Below are 16,645 nucleotides of genomic sequence, written 5' to 3' on the forward strand. Positions count from 1 at the left end.
GCCTCTTTTTCAAAAAACAGCCCCTAAACGGCACTTTATTTACTTCTAGTAAAACCAGCTACACGCATTTCGTCCCCCTTTGAAGGGGGTAGGGGGATGATTACTTCTGCAGATAACTGCATTCCCGAGCATCAATTCCCTTTCGCTTTTAGCGTGTGCTTTCGCTTCTTCAAACGTCTTTGTCATCCCCCTACCCCCTTCAAAGGGAACTTATCAGGAATGCTTACTTTAGATACTGTTTAGCGCCTGTTTTCTGAAAAACAGGCGCTAAACAGCACGCTTATGCTAATACAGATTCGGCTTTGTTGAACACCGCTCCTGGCGCAGTAGCAGCCTGCGGATGCTTCACGTGCCACTCAAACTCATCTCTAAAGTGACGGATGGCAGCGGCAACCGGCCAAGCGGCGGCATCACCTAACGGACAGATGGTGTTTCCTTCTATCTGCTTGGCAACGCTCACGAGCAAGTCAATGTCATGCATGTGGCCGTGGCCGTACTCAATGCGGTGCAGGACTTTCTCCATCCAGCCGGTTCCTTCACGGCACGGGCTGCACTGTCCGCAGGACTCGTGGTGGTAGAAACGGGCCAACGTCCAGGTGTGGCGTACAATACAGGTCTGGTCATCCATCACAAAGAATCCGCCGGAACCCAGCATGGTACCCGTGGCGAATCCACCGTCAGACAGGGACTCATAGCTCATTAATCTATCTTCACCGGCAGCGGTTTTCAGGATCAACTCCTTCGGAAGAATCGGAACGGAAGAACCTCCGGCAATCACCGCCTTCATGTCACGGCCTTTCCAGATACCGCCGCAGTACTCATCTGAGTAGATGAATTCCTCTACCGGAACGCCCAACTCAATCTCGTACACACCCGGTTTGTTGATGTTACCGCCGGCAGAGATCAGTTTGGTGCCGGTGCTGCGTCCCACGCCAATTTTAGCGTACTCAGCGGCCGTGTTGGTCACAATCCACGGCACGGTAGCAATGGATTCCACGTTATTTACCACGGTTGGGCTACCGTAAAGGCCCCACACCGCCGGGAACGGAGGCTTGTTTCTTGGATTTCCGCGCTTGCCTTCCAAAGACTCTAATAGCGCTGTTTCCTCGCCGCAGATGTACGCGCCCCCGCCTGGGTGCACGTGCAGATCTAGAGAGTAACCGCTGCCCAGGATATTTTCTCCCAGGAAACCGTTGGCATAGGCTTCGGCAATGGCTTTCTCCAGAATACGCAGCACGTACAACAATTCTCCTCTAATGTAGATATAAGAAGTGCGGCAGCCCAAGGCGTAGCTGGAGGTAATCATGCCCTCAATTAAGAGGTGCGGCAGGTGCTCCATCAGGTACCGGTCCTTGAAAGTACCCGGCTCAGATTCATCGGCGTTGCAGACTAAGTAGCGGGGTTTGCCTTCTGGCTTGGCCAAAAAGCTCCATTTCATACCGGTAGGGAAACCGGCCCCACCCCGGCCTCTTAAGCCTGAAGCCTTCACTTCTTCCACCACTTCCTCGGGGGTCATGGTCTTGAGCGCTTTCTCTACAGAGGCGTACCCGCCGTGCTTGCGGTACACGTCAAAGGTTTGGATGCCTTCAACGTTGATATGTTCAGTTAATAATTTTCTTCCCATGGTTTCCTTACAGTTGAGGCTTTCAGCTCTTCCAGCATTTGGTCGGCGCTGGCGGGGTCTAGGTTCTCGTAGAATTTCTCACGTACCTGCAACATGGGCCCGGTTCCGCAGGAAGCCAGGCATTCTACCGTTTTGAGGGTGAAGTTGCCGTCGGCGGAGGTCTCGCCTACTTTGCAGCCCAGACGGTTCTCCAGGTGCTCTATCAGTTGGTCTGACCCGCGCAGCATGCAAGGGCCCGTGCGGCAAACTTCCAGCACGTGCTTGCCTACCGGCTTCAGGTTGAACATGGTGTAGAACGTTGCTACCTCATACACCTCAATAGGCAGGATATTCAGGATTTCGGCCACTTTGTCCATCACCTCGGGGCTCACCCACCCACCAAACTCCGCTTGCGCGATGTGCAGGATAGGCAGGATGGCAGATTTCTGCCGCCCTTCTGGGTAATGCGAAATGTAGCGCCGGATTTCGGCCATGGCCCCTTCCGAGAACTGTACTTCTTTTTTTTCTACTGTTTGATCCATTTGGTCAATGGCAAGTATAAAAGCTGTTTTGCAACAGGCTTGGGAAAAATCGATTCTATTTATAGGAGCTGCTTAGGCGTCCAGCTCACCGGCAATCACGTTCATGGAAGACAGCGTCACAATGGCATCAGACAACTGTGAACCCACCACCATCTCCGGATAAGCCTGGTAATAAATGAAGCAAGGTCTTCTGAAGTGCAGACGGTACGGCGTACGGCCTCCGTCAGACACCAGGTAGAAGCCCAACTCTCCGTTACCGCCTTCCACGGAGTGATACACCTCACCAACCGGAGCGTCAATCTCACCCATCACAATCTTGAAATGGTAGATGAGCGCTTCCATGTTGCGGTACACCTCCTGCTTTGGCGGCAGGTAGAACTCAGGAGCATCGGCGTGGAACGGACCTTCGGGCAGGTTGTCAATGGCCTGCTGAATGATGCGTAAGCTTTGCCAGATTTCCTCGTTGCGTACCATGAAGCGGTCATAGGTATCGCCTTTGGTGCCTACCGGAATCTCAAAGTCGAAATCCTGATAAGAAGAGTAAGGGTTCATGACGCGTACGTCATAGTCTACCCCAGCGGCTCTCAAGTTAGGGCCGGTGAAACCGTAGTTCAAGGCACGCTCCGCACTGATGGGACCCACGCCTTCCACGCGGTCCACGAAGATGCGGTTGCGGTTGAACATCACCTCAAACTCCCGCATCACGGCCGGGAAATCACGCAGGAAGTCTTTGATTTTCTGGATGGCCACCGGAGACAGATCGCGCTCCATGCCGCCTACCCTGCCCATGTTGGTGGTTAAGCGGGCCCCGCAGATTTCTTCGTAAATGTCGTAGATTTTCTCGCGTTCCTGGAACACGTACAGGAAGCCGGAGAAGGCCCCGGTATCCACGCCCAGAATGGAGTTACAGATCAGGTGATCCGCAATGCGGGCCAGTTCCATCACAATGACTCTGATGTATTCGGCACGCTTAGGAACCGTCACACCCAGCAGTTTCTCCACCGTCATCCACCAGCCCATGTTGTTGATGGGCGAGGAACAGTAGTTCATGCGGTCGGTGAGCGGGGTAATTTGGTAGAAGTTGCGGCGCTCCGCGATTTTCTCGAAGGCGCGGTGGATATACCCAATGGTGGGCACGCCCGATACAATCTTCTCGCCATCCATTTGCAGGATGTTCTGGAAGATACCGTGCGTGGCGGGGTGCGTGGGACCTAAGTTCAGGGTGGTTAACTCCTGAATAAAGGTATCCGTGGTATTTATCTCAGTGGTTTGTTTGGCTAACTCCATCTTGGCGCTAAAAAGAGAGCAGAAACGTCGGCGGCCTTGCCTATATAGCAAAGCCGTTGACGTTTCGCTGGTTTATCTTCCGAAGAAGGTATTGATCTTGTCTTCGCGGGTCTGGTCTTCCAGCGGGAACTCCTTGCGCATGGGGAACGCCTCCATCTCCTCCACATTGAGAATGCGGATAAGATTGGGGTGCCCTTCAAAGCGGATTCCGTAGAAATCCCAGGTTTCGCGCTCCATCCAGTTGGCGGTTAGGTACAGGTTGGTAGCCGTTGGCACCACGGCATCGTCTTCGGGGAAGAAGATTTTAATGCGCAGCCTGATATTGTTCACCAAGCTGTGCAGGTGGTACACCACGCCTAGCTCCTGGCCCTTGTTGTCTGGGTAATGAATACCGCATAGGGTGGTCAAGAACTGCATCTGCAGCACCTCATCGTCATAGAGCGCCTGCAGTATGGGAATAATGTTTTCCCGGGTGGTGGTAACGGTAACAAGCCCGTAAGGCTCCTGGATATCAAACACCTGATCACCGAACTTCTCCTGAAGTCGCTGGATCAGCTGTTCGTTTGTGATGTCGGCCATGCCTTATTTAATGTTGTAAGAAGCTAATAGTTCCTGATACTCCGGTGAGTTGCGGCGGCGCAGTGATTCGTTCTCGGCTAAATCCTGGATACGCATGAGGCCTTGTAGAATCTGCTCTGGGCGCGGCGGGCAGCCAGGCACGTACACGTCTACGGGCACCACGCGGTCAATGCCTTGCAGCACGCTGTAAGAGTCAAAGATACCGCCGCTGGTAGCGCAGGCCCCTACGGCCATTACCCAGCGCGGCTCAGCCATCTGCTCGTACACCTGCTTCACCACGGGGCCCATCTTTTTGGCAATGGTACCCATTACCATGAGAAGGTCGGCCTGGCGGGGCGAGAAGCTGGGGCGCTCAGACCCGAAGCGGGAGATATCATAGTGCGCACCCATGGTGGCCATGTACTCAATACCGCAGCAGGAAGTAGCGAACGGCAGCGGCCACAGGGAGTGCTTACGGGCCAGACCTACTACTTTCTCAAAGGAAGTGGCAAAGAAACCGGCTCCTTCCATCCCCTCAGGGGCATCCACCAATTGAATATCGCTTTTGTTATCGCTCATGTTGTTTTCGCTTAGTTTTCAGAAAAATAGGCGCTAAACGCCCTCTTCCTGAACACAGGACAGCTCTTAAAAGTTTGCCGCGGCGGCGGCGAAGTCTATTCTATTCCCACTTTAGAACGCCTTTCCGGATCACGTAGTAGAAACCGGTCAGGAGCAGCCCCATGAAGAGCAGCATCCAGATAAAGCCATCTATGCCCAAGGCCCGGAAGTTCACCGCCCAAGGGTACAGGAAGATCACCTCCACGTCAAAGAGCACGAACAGAATGGCAATCAGGAAATACTTAATGGAGATAGGGGTACGGGCATCGCCTTTAGACTCAATACCACACTCCCAAGAGGCGTTTTTCACCTGGCTTTTACGTTTGGGGCCAATCAGGTGGGTCACCACCATAGAGAACACCACAAAACCCAAGGCCGCCGCAAACTGAATCACAATAGGCAGATAATCTGCCGGAAGATATTGCGCTGGGGCAGTTGTTTCCATAGAATAAAGAAATTTGGAACAAAATTAGGCAACTCTGCCTAACATTCAAACTAAAAAGCGGTTTGCACTATACTTTGCAGAAGCACGCTAATCTAACGAACATCCGTTCTGAATATTTTACAAATCCACTACCTCAAAAACGGTTGCGATTAAAAATTCAAGAATTATTTAGGGTTTCTTGTAATATTTTCTAAAATTTAGCAACCAATGCAACAAGTAGTGAAATTTCACTCTGCTAGCGAAAGTTGTTCCCTCCTTCTTTCCTGGCATTTTTAATTAAGTAAGTTTTCTTCACCTGATAAAAGCCCAGCTATCTTAGCCGGGCTTTTTCCATTGTAGGCCGCTCTTGAATAAACCCGTTTCTGGCCTACCTTTGCAGCCTCCCGGAACTTACTGGCGCAGTATTTGCATTTGGGAGATGATCTAAAATATGTCTTTTACAACCACCATGAACAGAAAATACCTGCTCGCGTTTTTGCTTCCCCTGGCGCTTCTGCTGGCCTTCGCCCCCAAGCTCAAGAAGGTGACCGTGGCCAAAAACGTGACACTCTCCATTCCGCAGACGTTTGAGGTGATGCCCGATGACGGTATTGCCCGTGAGTACCCGGCGGCCCGCAAGCCCCTGGGCGTCTTCACCAGCCCAGACGGCAATGTGGACATCAGCGTGAACCAGCGCCCCAGCACGTTCCCCGCCAATGACATCAACGTGCTGCTGCCGTTCTACAAAGCGTCTATCCAGCGCATGTTCACAGAGGTGCAGTTCCTGCGCGAGGAAAAGCAGACCATCAACGGCCGCGACTTCCTGGTGTATGAGTTTGTCTCCACCGTGCGCGATGAGCGCCGCACCGGCAACCTGGCACCCGTGCGCAAATACACGCTCATCCAGTACACCTTCCTGAAAGACCAGATGCTCATCTTCAGCTTCAATGCCCCGGTGCAATTGCAGAAAGAGTGGCAGGAGACGGCCCGCGCCGTAATGGCCACCGCCACCGTGAAATAATGGAATCCCGTTTAGGGGCCGTTTTTGGAAAAAGAGCCGCTAAACGCAATTTTGAAACATAGCAGAACGGGTGGCAGTAAAAAAAGCCACCCGTTTCCATTTAACCCGTTCTACCCGTGCTCAGCGTACACTCAGACGAACATTTCATGCGCGAGGCTTACAAGCAAGCGCTTTACGCCCTGGAGGAAGGCGAGATTCCCATTGGCGCCGTGGTGGTGTGCCAGAACAAAATCATCGCCCGCGCCTACAACCAGACCGAGAAGCTGAATGACGTAACGGCGCACGCCGAAATGCTGGCCTTCACCGCCGCCGCCAACCACCTGGGCAACAAATACCTGCACGACTGCACCCTGTACGTCACCGTGGAACCCTGCGTCATGTGCGCCGGCGCCAGCTATTGGAGCCAGCTGAAAAGGATTGTGTACGCCACCAATGACGAGAAACGCGGCTACCGCCGAACGGGCGTGAACCTACTGCACCCCAAGACCGAACTGGTGGCCGGCATCCTGGCCCACGAGTGCGGACAATTGATGACCGAGTTTTTCAGGGCGAAAAGAATTTAATCTTAACTTTGGCGCGTTCCCTCTAGTATATCTGTAGGAACACCAATTGTATCATTCACCATAACCACATAAAACTATGGCATTTGAACTTCCGCAACTTCCGTATGCGTACGATGCGCTAGAGCCGCACATTGACCGCCAGACTATGGAGATCCACCATACCAAGCACCACCAGGCGTACCTCACCAACCTGAACAACGCCATTGCCGGCACTGAGAAGGAAGGCCAGTCTATTGAGGAAATCCTGCGTGACGCGGCCAAGACCCCGGCCATCAGAAACAACGGCGGCGGGTACTACAACCACAACCTGTTCTGGACCATCCTGAGCCCCAACGGCGGCGGTAACCCAACCGGCCCGGTGGCAGAGGCCATTGACAAGGCGTTCGGTTCTTATGAGGCGTTCAAAGAGGAGTTCGCGAAGGCAGCTACCACCCGCTTCGGGTCTGGCTGGGCCTGGCTGTGCGCCGTAGAAGGCGGAGCCGTACAAATCTGCTCTACCCAAAACCAAGACAACCCTTTAATGGAAGGCGTTGACACTTGCGGCGGCGTTCCAATCCTGGGCCTTGACGTGTGGGAGCACGCCTACTACCTCAAATACCAGAACCGCAGACCAGAGTACATCTCTGCGTTCTTCAACGTGATCAACTGGGATGAAGTGAACCGCCGCTTCGCGGAAGCCAACGGCTAATCCGTCCAATTCTCAAATCTGCCAAAAGGGTCTTGCTTTAACAGGTAAGGCCCTTTTTTTGTGCCCGCACGGCAATGGCGTTTAAGGGCTCTTTTTCTGAAAATAGCCCCTAAACGCCGCTTACGCGTTACATCCTGCGCAGTACCCAGACACCCAGCAATTGACCTGCGCCACCTGGTAGCCATTGGGCAATGAGAGGCTCACCTGCTCCGGCAAACATTCTACCCGCTGGCAGCCCAGGCACCGGAAGTGGAAATGGTCATGGGTATGGTGGTGGTGCTCACAGGTCCGGCACAGCGCAAAATAGAACTTGCCCTCATCAGAGACAATGCGGTGCGCCATACCGTCTTCGCAGAAGCGGTTCAGGACCCGGTAAATGGTCACCCGGTCTACTTCGCCTTTCAGTTTCTGCTCTATCTGGTCCTGGCTCAGCGCCGAGTTGGTGGCGTTCAACATAGCCAGTATGGCTTGCTGGGAAGGTGTGTTTCGTCTTTTCATGGCACTTAATGCAACATTGTTGCAATAACAGAAATTTCCGCTACATTTGCCAGCAGCCAGGCACAAAAAAGTCTGGCTGATGATAAAAGAAACACTACCATGCAAGAGAGAACCACATTTGACGTGATCATCATTGGCGGAAGCTACGCCGGGCTTTCGGCGGCCATGTGCCTGGGCAGGGCTTTGCGCCAGGTACTTGTCTTGGATATGGGGCAACCGTGCAACCGCCAGACCCCGCACTCGCATAACTTCCTCACCCAGGACGGGGAAACTCCGGCCGCCATTGCCCAGAAAGCCAGGGCACAAGTCCAAGCTTACTCTAACGTCTCGTTCCGGAACGATGCCGCGCTTCAGGTAACCGGACAGAACCGTGATTTCACGGTCACCACCGCCTCCGGCAGTATTCTGAAAGCCAGCAAGCTGATTTTCGCCACCGGTATCCGGGACCTCATGCCTCCCATCAAAGGCTTCTCTGAGTGCTGGGGTATTTCTGTGCTGCATTGCCCGTACTGCCACGGCTATGAGGTAAGCGGTAAGGAATTTGGGATTCTGGCCAACGGCGAAATGGCCTTTGAACTGGTGAAGCTGCTGCAAAACTGGTCCAAGAAACTCACGCTGCTCACCAAAGGCCCGCACACCCTCACCCCGGAACAGGAACGGCAATTACAGCACTACCAGGTGGCAGTAGAGGAAAAAGAAGTGGCGGAATTCGTCCATGACCAAGGCCAACTGCAGCAGGTCACGTTCCAGGACGGCTCTACCCGCAAATTGACCACAGTATTTGCGCGGCTCCCCTTTGAGCAGCATTGCCCTCTCCCGCAAGCATTGGGCTGCGCCTTAGCCGCAAGCGGACATTTGCAGGTAGATGCTTTCCAGCGAACCACCGTGCCGGGCATATACGCCGCCGGCGATGCCATTTCAAAGTTAAGAGGGGTTTCAGCGGCCGTGGCCCAGGGCACCGCTGCGGGCGCTTTCGTGAACAAAGACCTCATTGACGAACGTTTTTAGCCTGATTTCAGAAAAAGAGCCGCTAAACGCAAAACGTCCTAACAAAAGGGTAGCCTTACCAGTAGTTTATCTGTTTTACCGGATAAAATTGTAATATAGAGCCTATACTCTAAAAGGCTGCCATGGAGGTATTTCTGCTTTTGCTGCTGGTGTTTTTGGTACTATGGTTCGGGAACCGGCTTTCTGCTGCTGAAAAGGCGCACCGCCAAGAGCTACAAGGGGTACGGGAAGAACTGGCCCGGCTGCGGGAACAGATGTCCCGTCCATCGGCTGGCCCACCCCAGGACGCGGGAGCCATGGCCTCGCGGGTGAATACCGCTCCTGCTATTTCGGTGCACACACCAGCCCCTCCCCGGGAAGCAGCACCTGCGCCAGTGGCACCCACGCCCGCTCCCGTTCTGCCGCCCAGAGAGCGTCCTGCCCCCGTGCCCATTCCTGAACCTGTACCGCAGGCGGCTTTTACTTCTGCGCCAGCGCCACCTGTTCCTCCGGTAGTTGAACGCGCCAACCCTACCTCTTTCCTCAGGAAACTGGACTGGGAAAAATTCATTGGGGAGAACCTTATCAACAAGCTTGGGATTGCCATTCTGGTGCTGGGCATTGGGTTCTTCGTGAAATACGCCATTGACCAGGACTGGATCAATGAGGTGGGGCGTGTGGCCATTGGCTTGCTGGCCGGTGGAGCCTTGTTAGGGGTGGCGCATCGGCTCCGCCGTGAGTACAAGGCCTTCAGCTCGGTATTGGTTGGCGGCGGCATGGCGGTGCTGTATTTCACCATCGCCATTGCGTTCCATGAATACCAGATTTTTAGTCAGACGGTGGCTTTTCTCCTCATGGTAGCCATCACGGGTTTCACTATTTTCCTGTCCATTGCCTATGACCGCATGGAGTTGGCGGTACTGGCCCTTATTGGCGGTTTCGGGAGCCCGTTCATGGTGAGCACGGGCGAAGGCAATTACGTGGTGCTGTTTGTGTTTATTCTGCTGCTGAACGTGGGCATTCTGGTGCTGGCGTACTTTAAGAAGTGGAACCTACTCAACCTTATTGCCTACGTCTTCACCATTATCTTGTACAGCGGTTGGTTTGGCACTAGGGTAGTAGACGTGCCCAACGCCCCGCACGTGGGAGCGCTGGTTTTTGCTACTTTGTTTTACCTGGTGTTCTTCCTGCTCAACATTCTTTACAACGTGAAGGAGCGCCAGCGTTTCAGCGGGTGGGAGATCATGATGCTCATGAGCAACACCTTTCTGTACTACGGCGTGGGCATGTACGTGATGACACAACTGGCCGGGGGAAGCTACCGCGGCTTGTTCACCATTCTGCTGGGCGTTTTCAACTTCGCTTTTGCGTACGCCTTGTACCGCAGCCAGCGCGTAGACCGCAATTTGGTGTACCTGCTCATTGGGCTGGTGCTCACGTTCCTCAGTTTATCGGCGCCTATTCAGCTGGAGGGGAATTACATTACCTTGTTCTGGGCCTTGGAAGGTGTGCTGTTGCTGTGGCTTTCTCAGCGGTCCGGTATTCAGCTGATCCGGTACGCCTCGGTGTTAGTGCTCCTCCTGATGCTGGGCAATTTACTCATAGACTGGATGGACTACGCCATCTCCCGCGAGGGGCTTCCGCTGCTCCTGAACAAACTGTTTGTGACGGGGCTGGTGGCGGTGGCGGCGCTGGGCGGCACCTGGTACCTGTTGGGCAAGGAACAGCCGGAACCAACTATGTTGAACCGCTTCTTTAGGATGTATAGAACCTTGGTAGGCATTGCCCTAGGGCTCATTTTGTATCTGGTATTGCTGCTGGAACTGCAACACCAACTGGAACATACCACCTTGAGCGTGGAGGTGCAAATTCTGGCGGTAGGCTTCTACCATTACCTGTATCTGCTGGGGCTACTGTGGTGGAGCAACAAACTGGCTGCCCCAATGTACCGCCATGTGGCCATGGCGCTGGCGGTAGTGGCTCTATTCGCCTACCTGACTAACCTCCAACCGGCCACCGCCTACATCCGGAACGGGTATCTGTTCCAACGCACCCACACGCTGGGCGCCTTCCTTTTCCACTACCTGCCCTTAGGAAGCTTGTTTGCGCTGGTGGCGGTAGTGGTGAACGGCATCCGGAAGGAGTTTGGGGTTAGGAGTCGGTTAGGGAAAATCAGTTTGTGGGTTGCCAGCGTTGCGGGGGTATTCCTGTTCAGCTTTGAACTGGAACATCTGTGGCTGCTTACCTCCCACCCTAGAGCAGAGGAACTCTACGGCACGGTGCGCCATATCCGGAAAATAGGGTATCCCATTCTCTGGGGGGTGACTTCCTTTGGGCTGATGCTGCTAGGCATGTCCCACAAACTTAAAACCCTCCGGATTATCTCGCTCAGCCTGTTCTTCCTTACATTGCTCAAGCTCTTCCTCTTTGATGTGTGGGATATGTCTGAAGGCGGTAAAATTGCAGCCTTCATCTTCCTGGGCGTGCTGCTGCTGGTGATTTCGTTTATGTACCAAAAGCTCAAAAACCTGATTCTGGAGGGAGACGTTCCCCCTCCGCCCCAAACGCCGCTGCCCCATGAAGATTAAGTTACTGTTCCTTCTTACAGGATTTCTTTTCTACTGCCTTTCTGTTACAGCGCAGGACTTTGCGTGGCAGGCTCCATTGGCCCCGGTGACGCAGGAAGGGTATTACCAGGTGCTGCTTCCACCGCAGGTGGTGGGCCGGGCGCAACCGCACCAGGAAGATCTCCGGCTCATAAACCAGAAAGGACAGCCGGTTCCCTACCTGTTGCGCTCAGAGGCACCCGTGCAGTACCGCACCCTGTTCAAGCCGTACCAGATTCTGCGCTATACCCGTACTCCCGGTGGCCTCTCTGAACTACTGGTGCACAACCCTCAGAAGCGCACCATGAACAACATCAGCCTGCTCATTGGCAATGCCGAGGTGCGCAAACAAGTTTCCCTGAGCGGCAGCGATGACCAGCAGAATTGGTACGCTCTCAAGGAACAAGATTTGCTCTACGCTATCCGGAATACCCAGAAAACCGCCGAGGTGAAACTGCTGGACTTCCCGCTAAGCAACTACCGGTACCTCCGTCTGCAGCTCAATGATTCTTCCAGCGCGCCTCTCAACATTTTGCAGGCCGGTTATTATGACACGTACTCCCAAGCCGGCAAATACACCCGCATCCCGGTGCAAGCCTTCTCCAGAACAGACAGTGCTAAGACCACATTCCTGCGCCTTCGGTTTGGGCAGCCGGTGTACCCTGAGCAACTGGTCTTTTTTATCTCGGCTCCGCAACTGTACCACCGGCCGGGCAAAGTGGTATTGGGCAAGCGGAAAGTCTACGAGCGCCGAAGAAGGAAACGCCGGGCGCATTTAGAGGAAATCTCCGTGCCGCTGCTGCTTCACTCCAACGCTCCGGCCGTGCTGGACCTGCCCCGTTACCAAGTAGAAGAACTGGAAGTGCAGATAGAGAACCGTGACAATCAACCTTTAACCATTGATTCTGTGCGGGTGCTGCAACTCAACCGGTACTTAATAGCGGCGCTGGAGCCCAACCAGACCTACACCCTGCGCTTCGGCGATGAGAAATTGGCCGCTCCGGAGTATGACCTGCAATTCTTCCAGGACAGCATTCCGCAGCATCTCCCGCTGGTGCAGGTAAAAGTCCTGCAAGCCCTTAAAACTGAGAAGAAACCCCAAAGGCGCAGCTCCACCCTCCTTATTTGGGCCGCCATTGCGGCACTGGCTCTAGGGTTGGGCTACATGACCTTACGGCTGCTACGGGATATGGAGAAAAAGTAAGTGCGTTTAGGGGCTCTTTTTGGAAAAAGAGCCCCTAAACGCACTTAGATATTGACAGAACTGCCCGCAGCTGTTTGGCAAATTTCTTCTTATGCCTCTGCCTCCGTGAGCAGTACTTCCTTCTGTGACTGGAGCAATGTTACTTGCAGGTCCAGCATCTGTTTCTTCAATTGGAAGCACCGTTCCCAGACAGTCTGCACGAAGAGGTGCAAGGCTTCTGTCAATTCACCAACAGAGGTATTGTCAAACCCATATTCTGTCAGGTACACCCGCCTTTGATGGGCTATTTTCTCCAGCTTGGATTTCTCCCCGGCGGTTAAACAACTGGTATAGGTTTCTTCCTGCAACAGCTGCTGCAGGCGCAGCCTGATGGGTTCTTCACGGGTTTCCAGCTCCTTCATGACGGTTTGTGCCCCTTCCAACGTCATGTCATTGTTGAAGATGAAGTTGAGCGTGTCAAAAATCTGGTGGTAAAGGCTCGTGGCTGCTTCAGCGGCGGCGGTGGCGTCAAACAGCGCTTGATACGCCTGCACCAGCGCGTATTCTGCCCCTTGCTCCCGCGCTTTCTGGTAAAACAGCTTAAAATACTCCTTATCATGGAATGCCAGCTGTTCCTGCGCTTCCTGTAGCTCCTTTTCCAGTTGCTGCTGCACGGTGGCCGCTTCTTTTACGCTGTATTTCTCACCGTCAAAGTCAAAAGACTTGATGTCATGGGCGCCCTGCACAATCTGTTGCACCGTTTGAAGGTCATCCTCCATGCGGCTTACTTTCTCGGGCAGCTTACAGTTCACATCAGCGAACAGTTCTTCAAAAGGGCGGGAGGGCAGAAGAGCAGCCTCAGAAGAAGCTTCCTGCAGATCAAAGGCCGTGATCACTCTATTGTCATAGTAGCCCTTGTAGGCTTTATCAAAACTTCGGCCCGAAATCTCTGCGGTGAGTTTCTCAGAGAACTGGGCAAGCGTAAGGTCCTGCGGAGCTTCGGCAAACTCGGCATTCTCATATACTTTTTGGGTCATGTGCTGCTGTACTTGCTCTCCATTCCTGAACAGAACCCAAGCCGAATCATGCACCAGTACGGTAGGAATGTTGAGCGACAATAGGTGCGCTTCGCGGTCATCGGTGCTGGGATGGGAAGCCCATTGGTCTTTGATCACCAGACGGCTTTGGTTAAACATGGCAAATGTCTCGGCGTTCACTTGCAGCAATCCATGCGCCATGGGAATATTGAAGTCGCTGGAGAAGCGGTGCATGAGTTCCCGGTGCTGCGGGTACATGTTATCGGCTTTCAGGTTCTCACTGAACCAGGCATTGTAGTGGTTGAACAGGCGGGAGTAGCAGAGACCGGCGGCCTCTATGCGCCGGAGGCTGGTGACCAAGGGCACAGAACCGGTGACGTACGCCGACACCGAATCTGCGTGGAATTCCATCTGCCGGGAGAGGCTCATGTACGGTTTGTTCACCACCACGTACGCTTTCTTCAGAACCCACTGAATGGCCTGCACAATTCTGGCGGTAAGTCCCGCGAAAAGCGCGAAATAACCACTAATGTTGGCCCATTTCTCCAGCGCCTTTCCGTAGCCCTGGTTGTCATACAGCATGTTATGGATGGCCTGGTTCACGTGGTACACGTATGACCCCAGCTTCATGCTGCGCTGCGAGAAATGCCCGAACTCATGCGCCAGAATGGCCTTGAACTCTGTCACGTTCACACAATTCACCAACCCCAGGCCAATGACCAAGTTCTTCTTCACGGGCAACAGCATGCTCCAGAAACTGGAGTCATAGAACACAGAGGCATTCACGTCTGGCGACAGGTATATCCTCTTCGGGAACGGGGTCTGGGTTTCCTGGGTAATTTTCCGGATGAAGGCGAACAGCTCGGGCTGGTCTGCCTCCTGCACCTCTATCATCCCGGAGCGGTCGGTTTTGCTGCGCTTGAAGATAAACTTGAGCAGGAAGTAGATCACCATCACCCCTAACCCGGCTAACCCCAGCCCCAGCATGAACGTGATAAAAGACGGTTTCAAAGTGACCAGTGCGTAGCCCCCAAAGCCGCACAGCACCGCCAGTGCCATGGCCGCCGCCATAAGCGCCACATATACCACCATAAAAAAGGCAATGGCGCCGGCAACTTTCACCACTTCGCGTTTGAAGGCCGGCGAAGGGGCAATCACGCGTTCATCTACTCCCTGCGGCATGGGCGGGTACGGAAAAGTATCTTGCATTATCGTAGCTTTTACTTAGGTAAGATAAGAAGAACCAATGATTTTGAAAAAGGGATTTATCATTTTTCCCACAAGTCTTAGCTCCCGTTTAGGGGCTCTTTTTCTAAAAAGAGCCCCTAAACAGGAATCACTTGGCAGAAAGGTGGCACAGATATAGGAGAAGCCTTATATTGGCCCGCTCATCCAAACCCGTTTATGAAATCTGTAGTACCCCTCCTCCTGCTCTGCCTGACCGGGCATCTCTCCTCGGCCCAAAAGGTACAACCCAAAAAAACCGCTCCAGCCCCGGTAGTCACGGCTACCTCCTCCAAGTTAGATTCCATCAAAGTGGAATACGTCCGCACAGAACCTAACGCAGAACTGTGGCTCCAGCCCGGCGACCGGCTCCACCTGCGCGTGAAGTCTGTTCCCGGCCTAAAAGTGAGCCTCTGGAACAAGCTGCCGTTGCAGGAACTTCCGGCTGCCCAGAACAAGGGCGTGGCCGGCCTGTACGTGGGCACCTACATCCTTCAGCCTACAGACACCATGACCAACCGGCCCGTGCCGGTACTGTTGGAGGACTCCGCTGGCACCAAGACCACCGTGTACACAGCTACCACTGTCACGGTTCTTAATCCGGCGCAGCCTATCTACGGCCTAACCCAAGGCAAAATGCCCTACATGAACTATGGCCTGGGCGAAGACCGCTTGGGAGGCGCTAAAATAGGTTTCGTGGATTCTCTGGTACGGGTGCAGATCAACGGCAAAGTAGGCAAAGACTACCGCATTAAACTCTCCAATCACCTCAATGCCTACATTCCGGAGCAGCAGGTCAGGAGGGAAGGCCCTACCACCTTTACCGGCGAAAGTCTCACCAGTTCCTGGAGCGCCACCGGCGAAGGCCCCAAAGGGAAATATGATGTGGTGCGGGTAGCCGTGGGGCAGCGCCTGCCCTACACCTCGTACATGGACGTGAACCCCACCCGCATTGTGGTAGATGTGTATGGTGCCGTGTCCAATACCAACTGGATGACCCTGCACCGCACCCTGCGCGAAGTGAAGAATGTGCAGTACCAGCAGATAGCCTCAGACGTGTACCGCATCCTCATTGACCTGAAACATCCGCAGCCCTGGGGCTACAGCGTGGGCTACCAGGGTACATCTCTGGTGATACGGGTAAAACGCCAGCCCGAGAAGCTGAAACTGAAGCACCTCACCATTGCCGTTGATGCGGGCCACGGCGGCACCAACGTGGGCACCAAAGGCAAGACTGGCATCCCGGAGAAAGAAATCACCTTAAAGATTGCGCAGCAGCTCAAAAAGGAACTGGAAAAGACCAAAGCCACCGTGGTCATGACCCGTGAGACCGATGTGACTGTTGACAATCTGGAGCGCGTCCGCATCCTGCGAGAAGCCCAGCCAGACCTGTTGGTGAGCGTACACGTAAACTCCGCTGGCCGTCCTGAGGTGCAGGGCACCAGCACTTATTACCGCCACGTGGCGTTTAGGCCGCTGTCACAGGCGCTGTATGAGGAAGTGCTCAAACTGGGACTCAAAGAGTTTGGGAACATTGGCGGCTTCAATTTCGCCCTGAACGCCCCTACGGAGTTTCCTAACGCCCTGGTGGAGACGGCCTTTTCCTCTAACCCAGAGGACGAGCAGCGCCTCATCAACCCGCATTTCCAGCAGGACATGGCCAAACAGATCAGAAAAGGGGTGCAGCGGTTCCTGAAGGAAACCAGAAAGCGGAAAGAATAGAAATATATTGGGCTAAAAATGCTGTCTTTGTGTGGAAATAGTTCTACATTAATGGCACAACTAACTAACCCTCAACGTAACAGC

The 16,645-nt window shown here is 53.9% G+C and carries 15 protein-coding genes; 7 read left to right on the forward strand and 8 right to left on the reverse strand.

Features of this window, described 5'->3' with window-relative positions:
- Nucleotides 1-280: 280 nt before the first annotated feature.
- From nuoF to EFA69_RS02240, 6 genes are all read right to left on the reverse strand, one after another.
- Complete coding sequence (gene nuoF / locus EFA69_RS02215) at nt 281-1,624, reverse strand: NADH-quinone oxidoreductase subunit NuoF (RefSeq protein WP_123131435.1); 1,344 nt, start codon at nt 1,622-1,624, stop codon at nt 281-283.
- Nucleotides 1,606-2,145 (reverse strand): NADH-quinone oxidoreductase subunit NuoE family protein, encoded by a 540-nt coding sequence (locus EFA69_RS02220; protein ID WP_123131436.1) that lies wholly within the window; start codon nt 2,143-2,145, stop codon nt 1,606-1,608. Before EFA69_RS02220 ends, nuoF begins: the two co-directional genes overlap by 19 nt.
- 72 nt (nt 2,146-2,217) lie before the next feature.
- Complete coding sequence (nuoD, locus tag EFA69_RS02225; RefSeq protein WP_123131437.1) at nt 2,218-3,432, reverse strand: NADH dehydrogenase (quinone) subunit D; 1,215 nt, start codon at nt 3,430-3,432, stop codon at nt 2,218-2,220.
- A gap of 72 nt (nt 3,433-3,504) precedes the next feature.
- Nucleotides 3,505-4,011, reverse strand: coding sequence for an NADH-quinone oxidoreductase subunit C (locus EFA69_RS02230; protein ID WP_123131438.1), 507 nt, complete (start codon nt 4,009-4,011; stop codon nt 3,505-3,507).
- A gap of 3 nt (nt 4,012-4,014) precedes the next feature.
- Nucleotides 4,015-4,569, reverse strand: a complete 555-nt coding sequence (locus EFA69_RS02235) for an NADH-quinone oxidoreductase subunit B (protein WP_123131439.1) — start codon at nt 4,567-4,569, stop codon at nt 4,015-4,017.
- Nucleotides 4,570-4,669: 100 nt separating this feature from the next.
- Nucleotides 4,670-5,053: an NADH-quinone oxidoreductase subunit A gene (locus EFA69_RS02240; RefSeq protein WP_123131440.1), complete on the reverse strand. Its 384-nt coding sequence runs from the start codon at nt 5,051-5,053 to the stop codon at nt 4,670-4,672.
- Between the two features lie 430 nt (nt 5,054-5,483).
- On the opposite strand from EFA69_RS02240, the gene EFA69_RS02245 reads away from it, so the two are divergent.
- The 3 genes from EFA69_RS02245 to EFA69_RS02255 all read left to right on the forward strand — a co-directional run bounded on the left by EFA69_RS02245 (nt 5,484) and on the right by EFA69_RS02255 (nt 7,304).
- The gene (locus EFA69_RS02245) at nt 5,484-6,053 is read left to right on the forward strand and encodes a hypothetical protein (protein ID WP_123131441.1); all 570 of its coding nucleotides are present in this window, start codon (nt 5,484-5,486) and stop codon (nt 6,051-6,053) included.
- 116 nt (nt 6,054-6,169) lie between these two features.
- A complete protein-coding gene (locus tag EFA69_RS02250) occupies nt 6,170-6,616 on the forward strand; it encodes a nucleoside deaminase (protein WP_245964470.1) in 447 nt (148 codons plus the stop codon).
- A gap of 76 nt (nt 6,617-6,692) precedes the next feature.
- Nucleotides 6,693-7,304, forward strand: coding sequence for a superoxide dismutase (locus tag EFA69_RS02255; protein WP_123131442.1), 612 nt, complete (start codon nt 6,693-6,695; stop codon nt 7,302-7,304).
- Between the two features lie 120 nt (nt 7,305-7,424).
- Here the strand turns inward: EFA69_RS02255 and EFA69_RS02260 are convergent, their stop codons facing one another.
- Nucleotides 7,425-7,802, reverse strand: a complete 378-nt coding sequence (locus EFA69_RS02260) for a Fur family transcriptional regulator (RefSeq protein WP_123131443.1) — start codon at nt 7,800-7,802, stop codon at nt 7,425-7,427.
- 99 nt (nt 7,803-7,901) lie between these two features.
- On the opposite strand from EFA69_RS02260, the gene EFA69_RS02265 reads away from it, so the two are divergent.
- The 3 genes from EFA69_RS02265 (at nt 7,902) to EFA69_RS02275 (ending at nt 12,599) form a co-directional block, all read left to right on the forward strand.
- On the forward strand, nt 7,902-8,810 hold the full coding sequence (locus tag EFA69_RS02265; protein WP_123131444.1) for an NAD(P)/FAD-dependent oxidoreductase: 909 nt from the start codon (nt 7,902-7,904) through the stop codon (nt 8,808-8,810).
- Between the two features lie 122 nt (nt 8,811-8,932).
- Entirely contained in the window at nt 8,933-11,377 is a 2,445-nt protein-coding gene (locus tag EFA69_RS02270) for a DUF2339 domain-containing protein (RefSeq protein WP_123131445.1), read from the forward strand.
- On the forward strand, nt 11,367-12,599 hold the full coding sequence (locus EFA69_RS02275) for a hypothetical protein (protein WP_123131446.1): 1,233 nt from the start codon (nt 11,367-11,369) through the stop codon (nt 12,597-12,599). Before EFA69_RS02270 ends, EFA69_RS02275 begins: the two co-directional genes overlap by 11 nt.
- Before the next feature lie 89 nt (nt 12,600-12,688).
- Here EFA69_RS02275 and EFA69_RS02280 read toward each other — a convergent pair whose 3' ends face one another.
- The gene (locus tag EFA69_RS02280; RefSeq protein WP_123131447.1) at nt 12,689-14,824 is read right to left on the reverse strand and encodes a M48 family metalloprotease; all 2,136 of its coding nucleotides are present in this window, start codon (nt 14,822-14,824) and stop codon (nt 12,689-12,691) included.
- A 195-nt stretch (nt 14,825-15,019) separates the two neighbouring features.
- Between EFA69_RS02280 and EFA69_RS02285 the strand changes: the two genes are divergently transcribed.
- Nucleotides 15,020-16,561, forward strand: coding sequence for an N-acetylmuramoyl-L-alanine amidase (locus EFA69_RS02285; protein WP_123131448.1), 1,542 nt, complete (start codon nt 15,020-15,022; stop codon nt 16,559-16,561).
- Nucleotides 16,562-16,645 lie beyond the last annotated feature (84 nt).

Source organism: Rufibacter immobilis (assembly GCF_003721565.1).
GTDB classification, from domain to species: Bacteria; Bacteroidota; Bacteroidia; order Cytophagales; family Hymenobacteraceae; genus Nibribacter; species Nibribacter immobilis.

What these genes read in the sequence shown, in the direction of transcription:
- EFA69_RS02235 (WP_123131439.1), bottom strand. Translation starts at nt 4,569, where the DNA reads ATGAGCGATAACAAAAGCGATATTCAATTGGTGGATGCCCCTGAGGGG.
- EFA69_RS02275 (WP_123131446.1), top strand. Translation starts at nt 11,367, where the DNA reads ATGAAGATTAAGTTACTGTTCCTTCTTACAGGATTTCTTTTCTACTGC.
- EFA69_RS02285 (WP_123131448.1), top strand. Translation starts at nt 15,020, where the DNA reads ATGAAATCTGTAGTACCCCTCCTCCTGCTCTGCCTGACCGGGCATCTC.
- EFA69_RS02255 (WP_123131442.1), top strand. Translation starts at nt 6,693, where the DNA reads ATGGCATTTGAACTTCCGCAACTTCCGTATGCGTACGATGCGCTAGAG.
- EFA69_RS02265 (WP_123131444.1), top strand. Translation starts at nt 7,902, where the DNA reads ATGCAAGAGAGAACCACATTTGACGTGATCATCATTGGCGGAAGCTAC.
- nuoF (WP_123131435.1), bottom strand. Translation starts at nt 1,624, where the DNA reads ATGGGAAGAAAATTATTAACTGAACATATCAACGTTGAAGGCATCCAA.
- EFA69_RS02220 (WP_123131436.1), bottom strand. Translation starts at nt 2,145, where the DNA reads ATGGATCAAACAGTAGAAAAAAAAGAAGTACAGTTCTCGGAAGGGGCC.
- EFA69_RS02245 (WP_123131441.1), top strand. Translation starts at nt 5,484, where the DNA reads ATGTCTTTTACAACCACCATGAACAGAAAATACCTGCTCGCGTTTTTG.
- EFA69_RS02240 (WP_123131440.1), bottom strand. Translation starts at nt 5,053, where the DNA reads ATGGAAACAACTGCCCCAGCGCAATATCTTCCGGCAGATTATCTGCCT.
- nuoD (WP_123131437.1), bottom strand. Translation starts at nt 3,432, where the DNA reads ATGGAGTTAGCCAAACAAACCACTGAGATAAATACCACGGATACCTTT.
- EFA69_RS02230 (WP_123131438.1), bottom strand. Translation starts at nt 4,011, where the DNA reads ATGGCCGACATCACAAACGAACAGCTGATCCAGCGACTTCAGGAGAAG.
- EFA69_RS02270 (WP_123131445.1), top strand. Translation starts at nt 8,933, where the DNA reads ATGGAGGTATTTCTGCTTTTGCTGCTGGTGTTTTTGGTACTATGGTTC.
- EFA69_RS02280 (WP_123131447.1), bottom strand. Translation starts at nt 14,824, where the DNA reads ATGCAAGATACTTTTCCGTACCCGCCCATGCCGCAGGGAGTAGATGAA.
- EFA69_RS02260 (WP_123131443.1), bottom strand. Translation starts at nt 7,802, where the DNA reads ATGAAAAGACGAAACACACCTTCCCAGCAAGCCATACTGGCTATGTTG.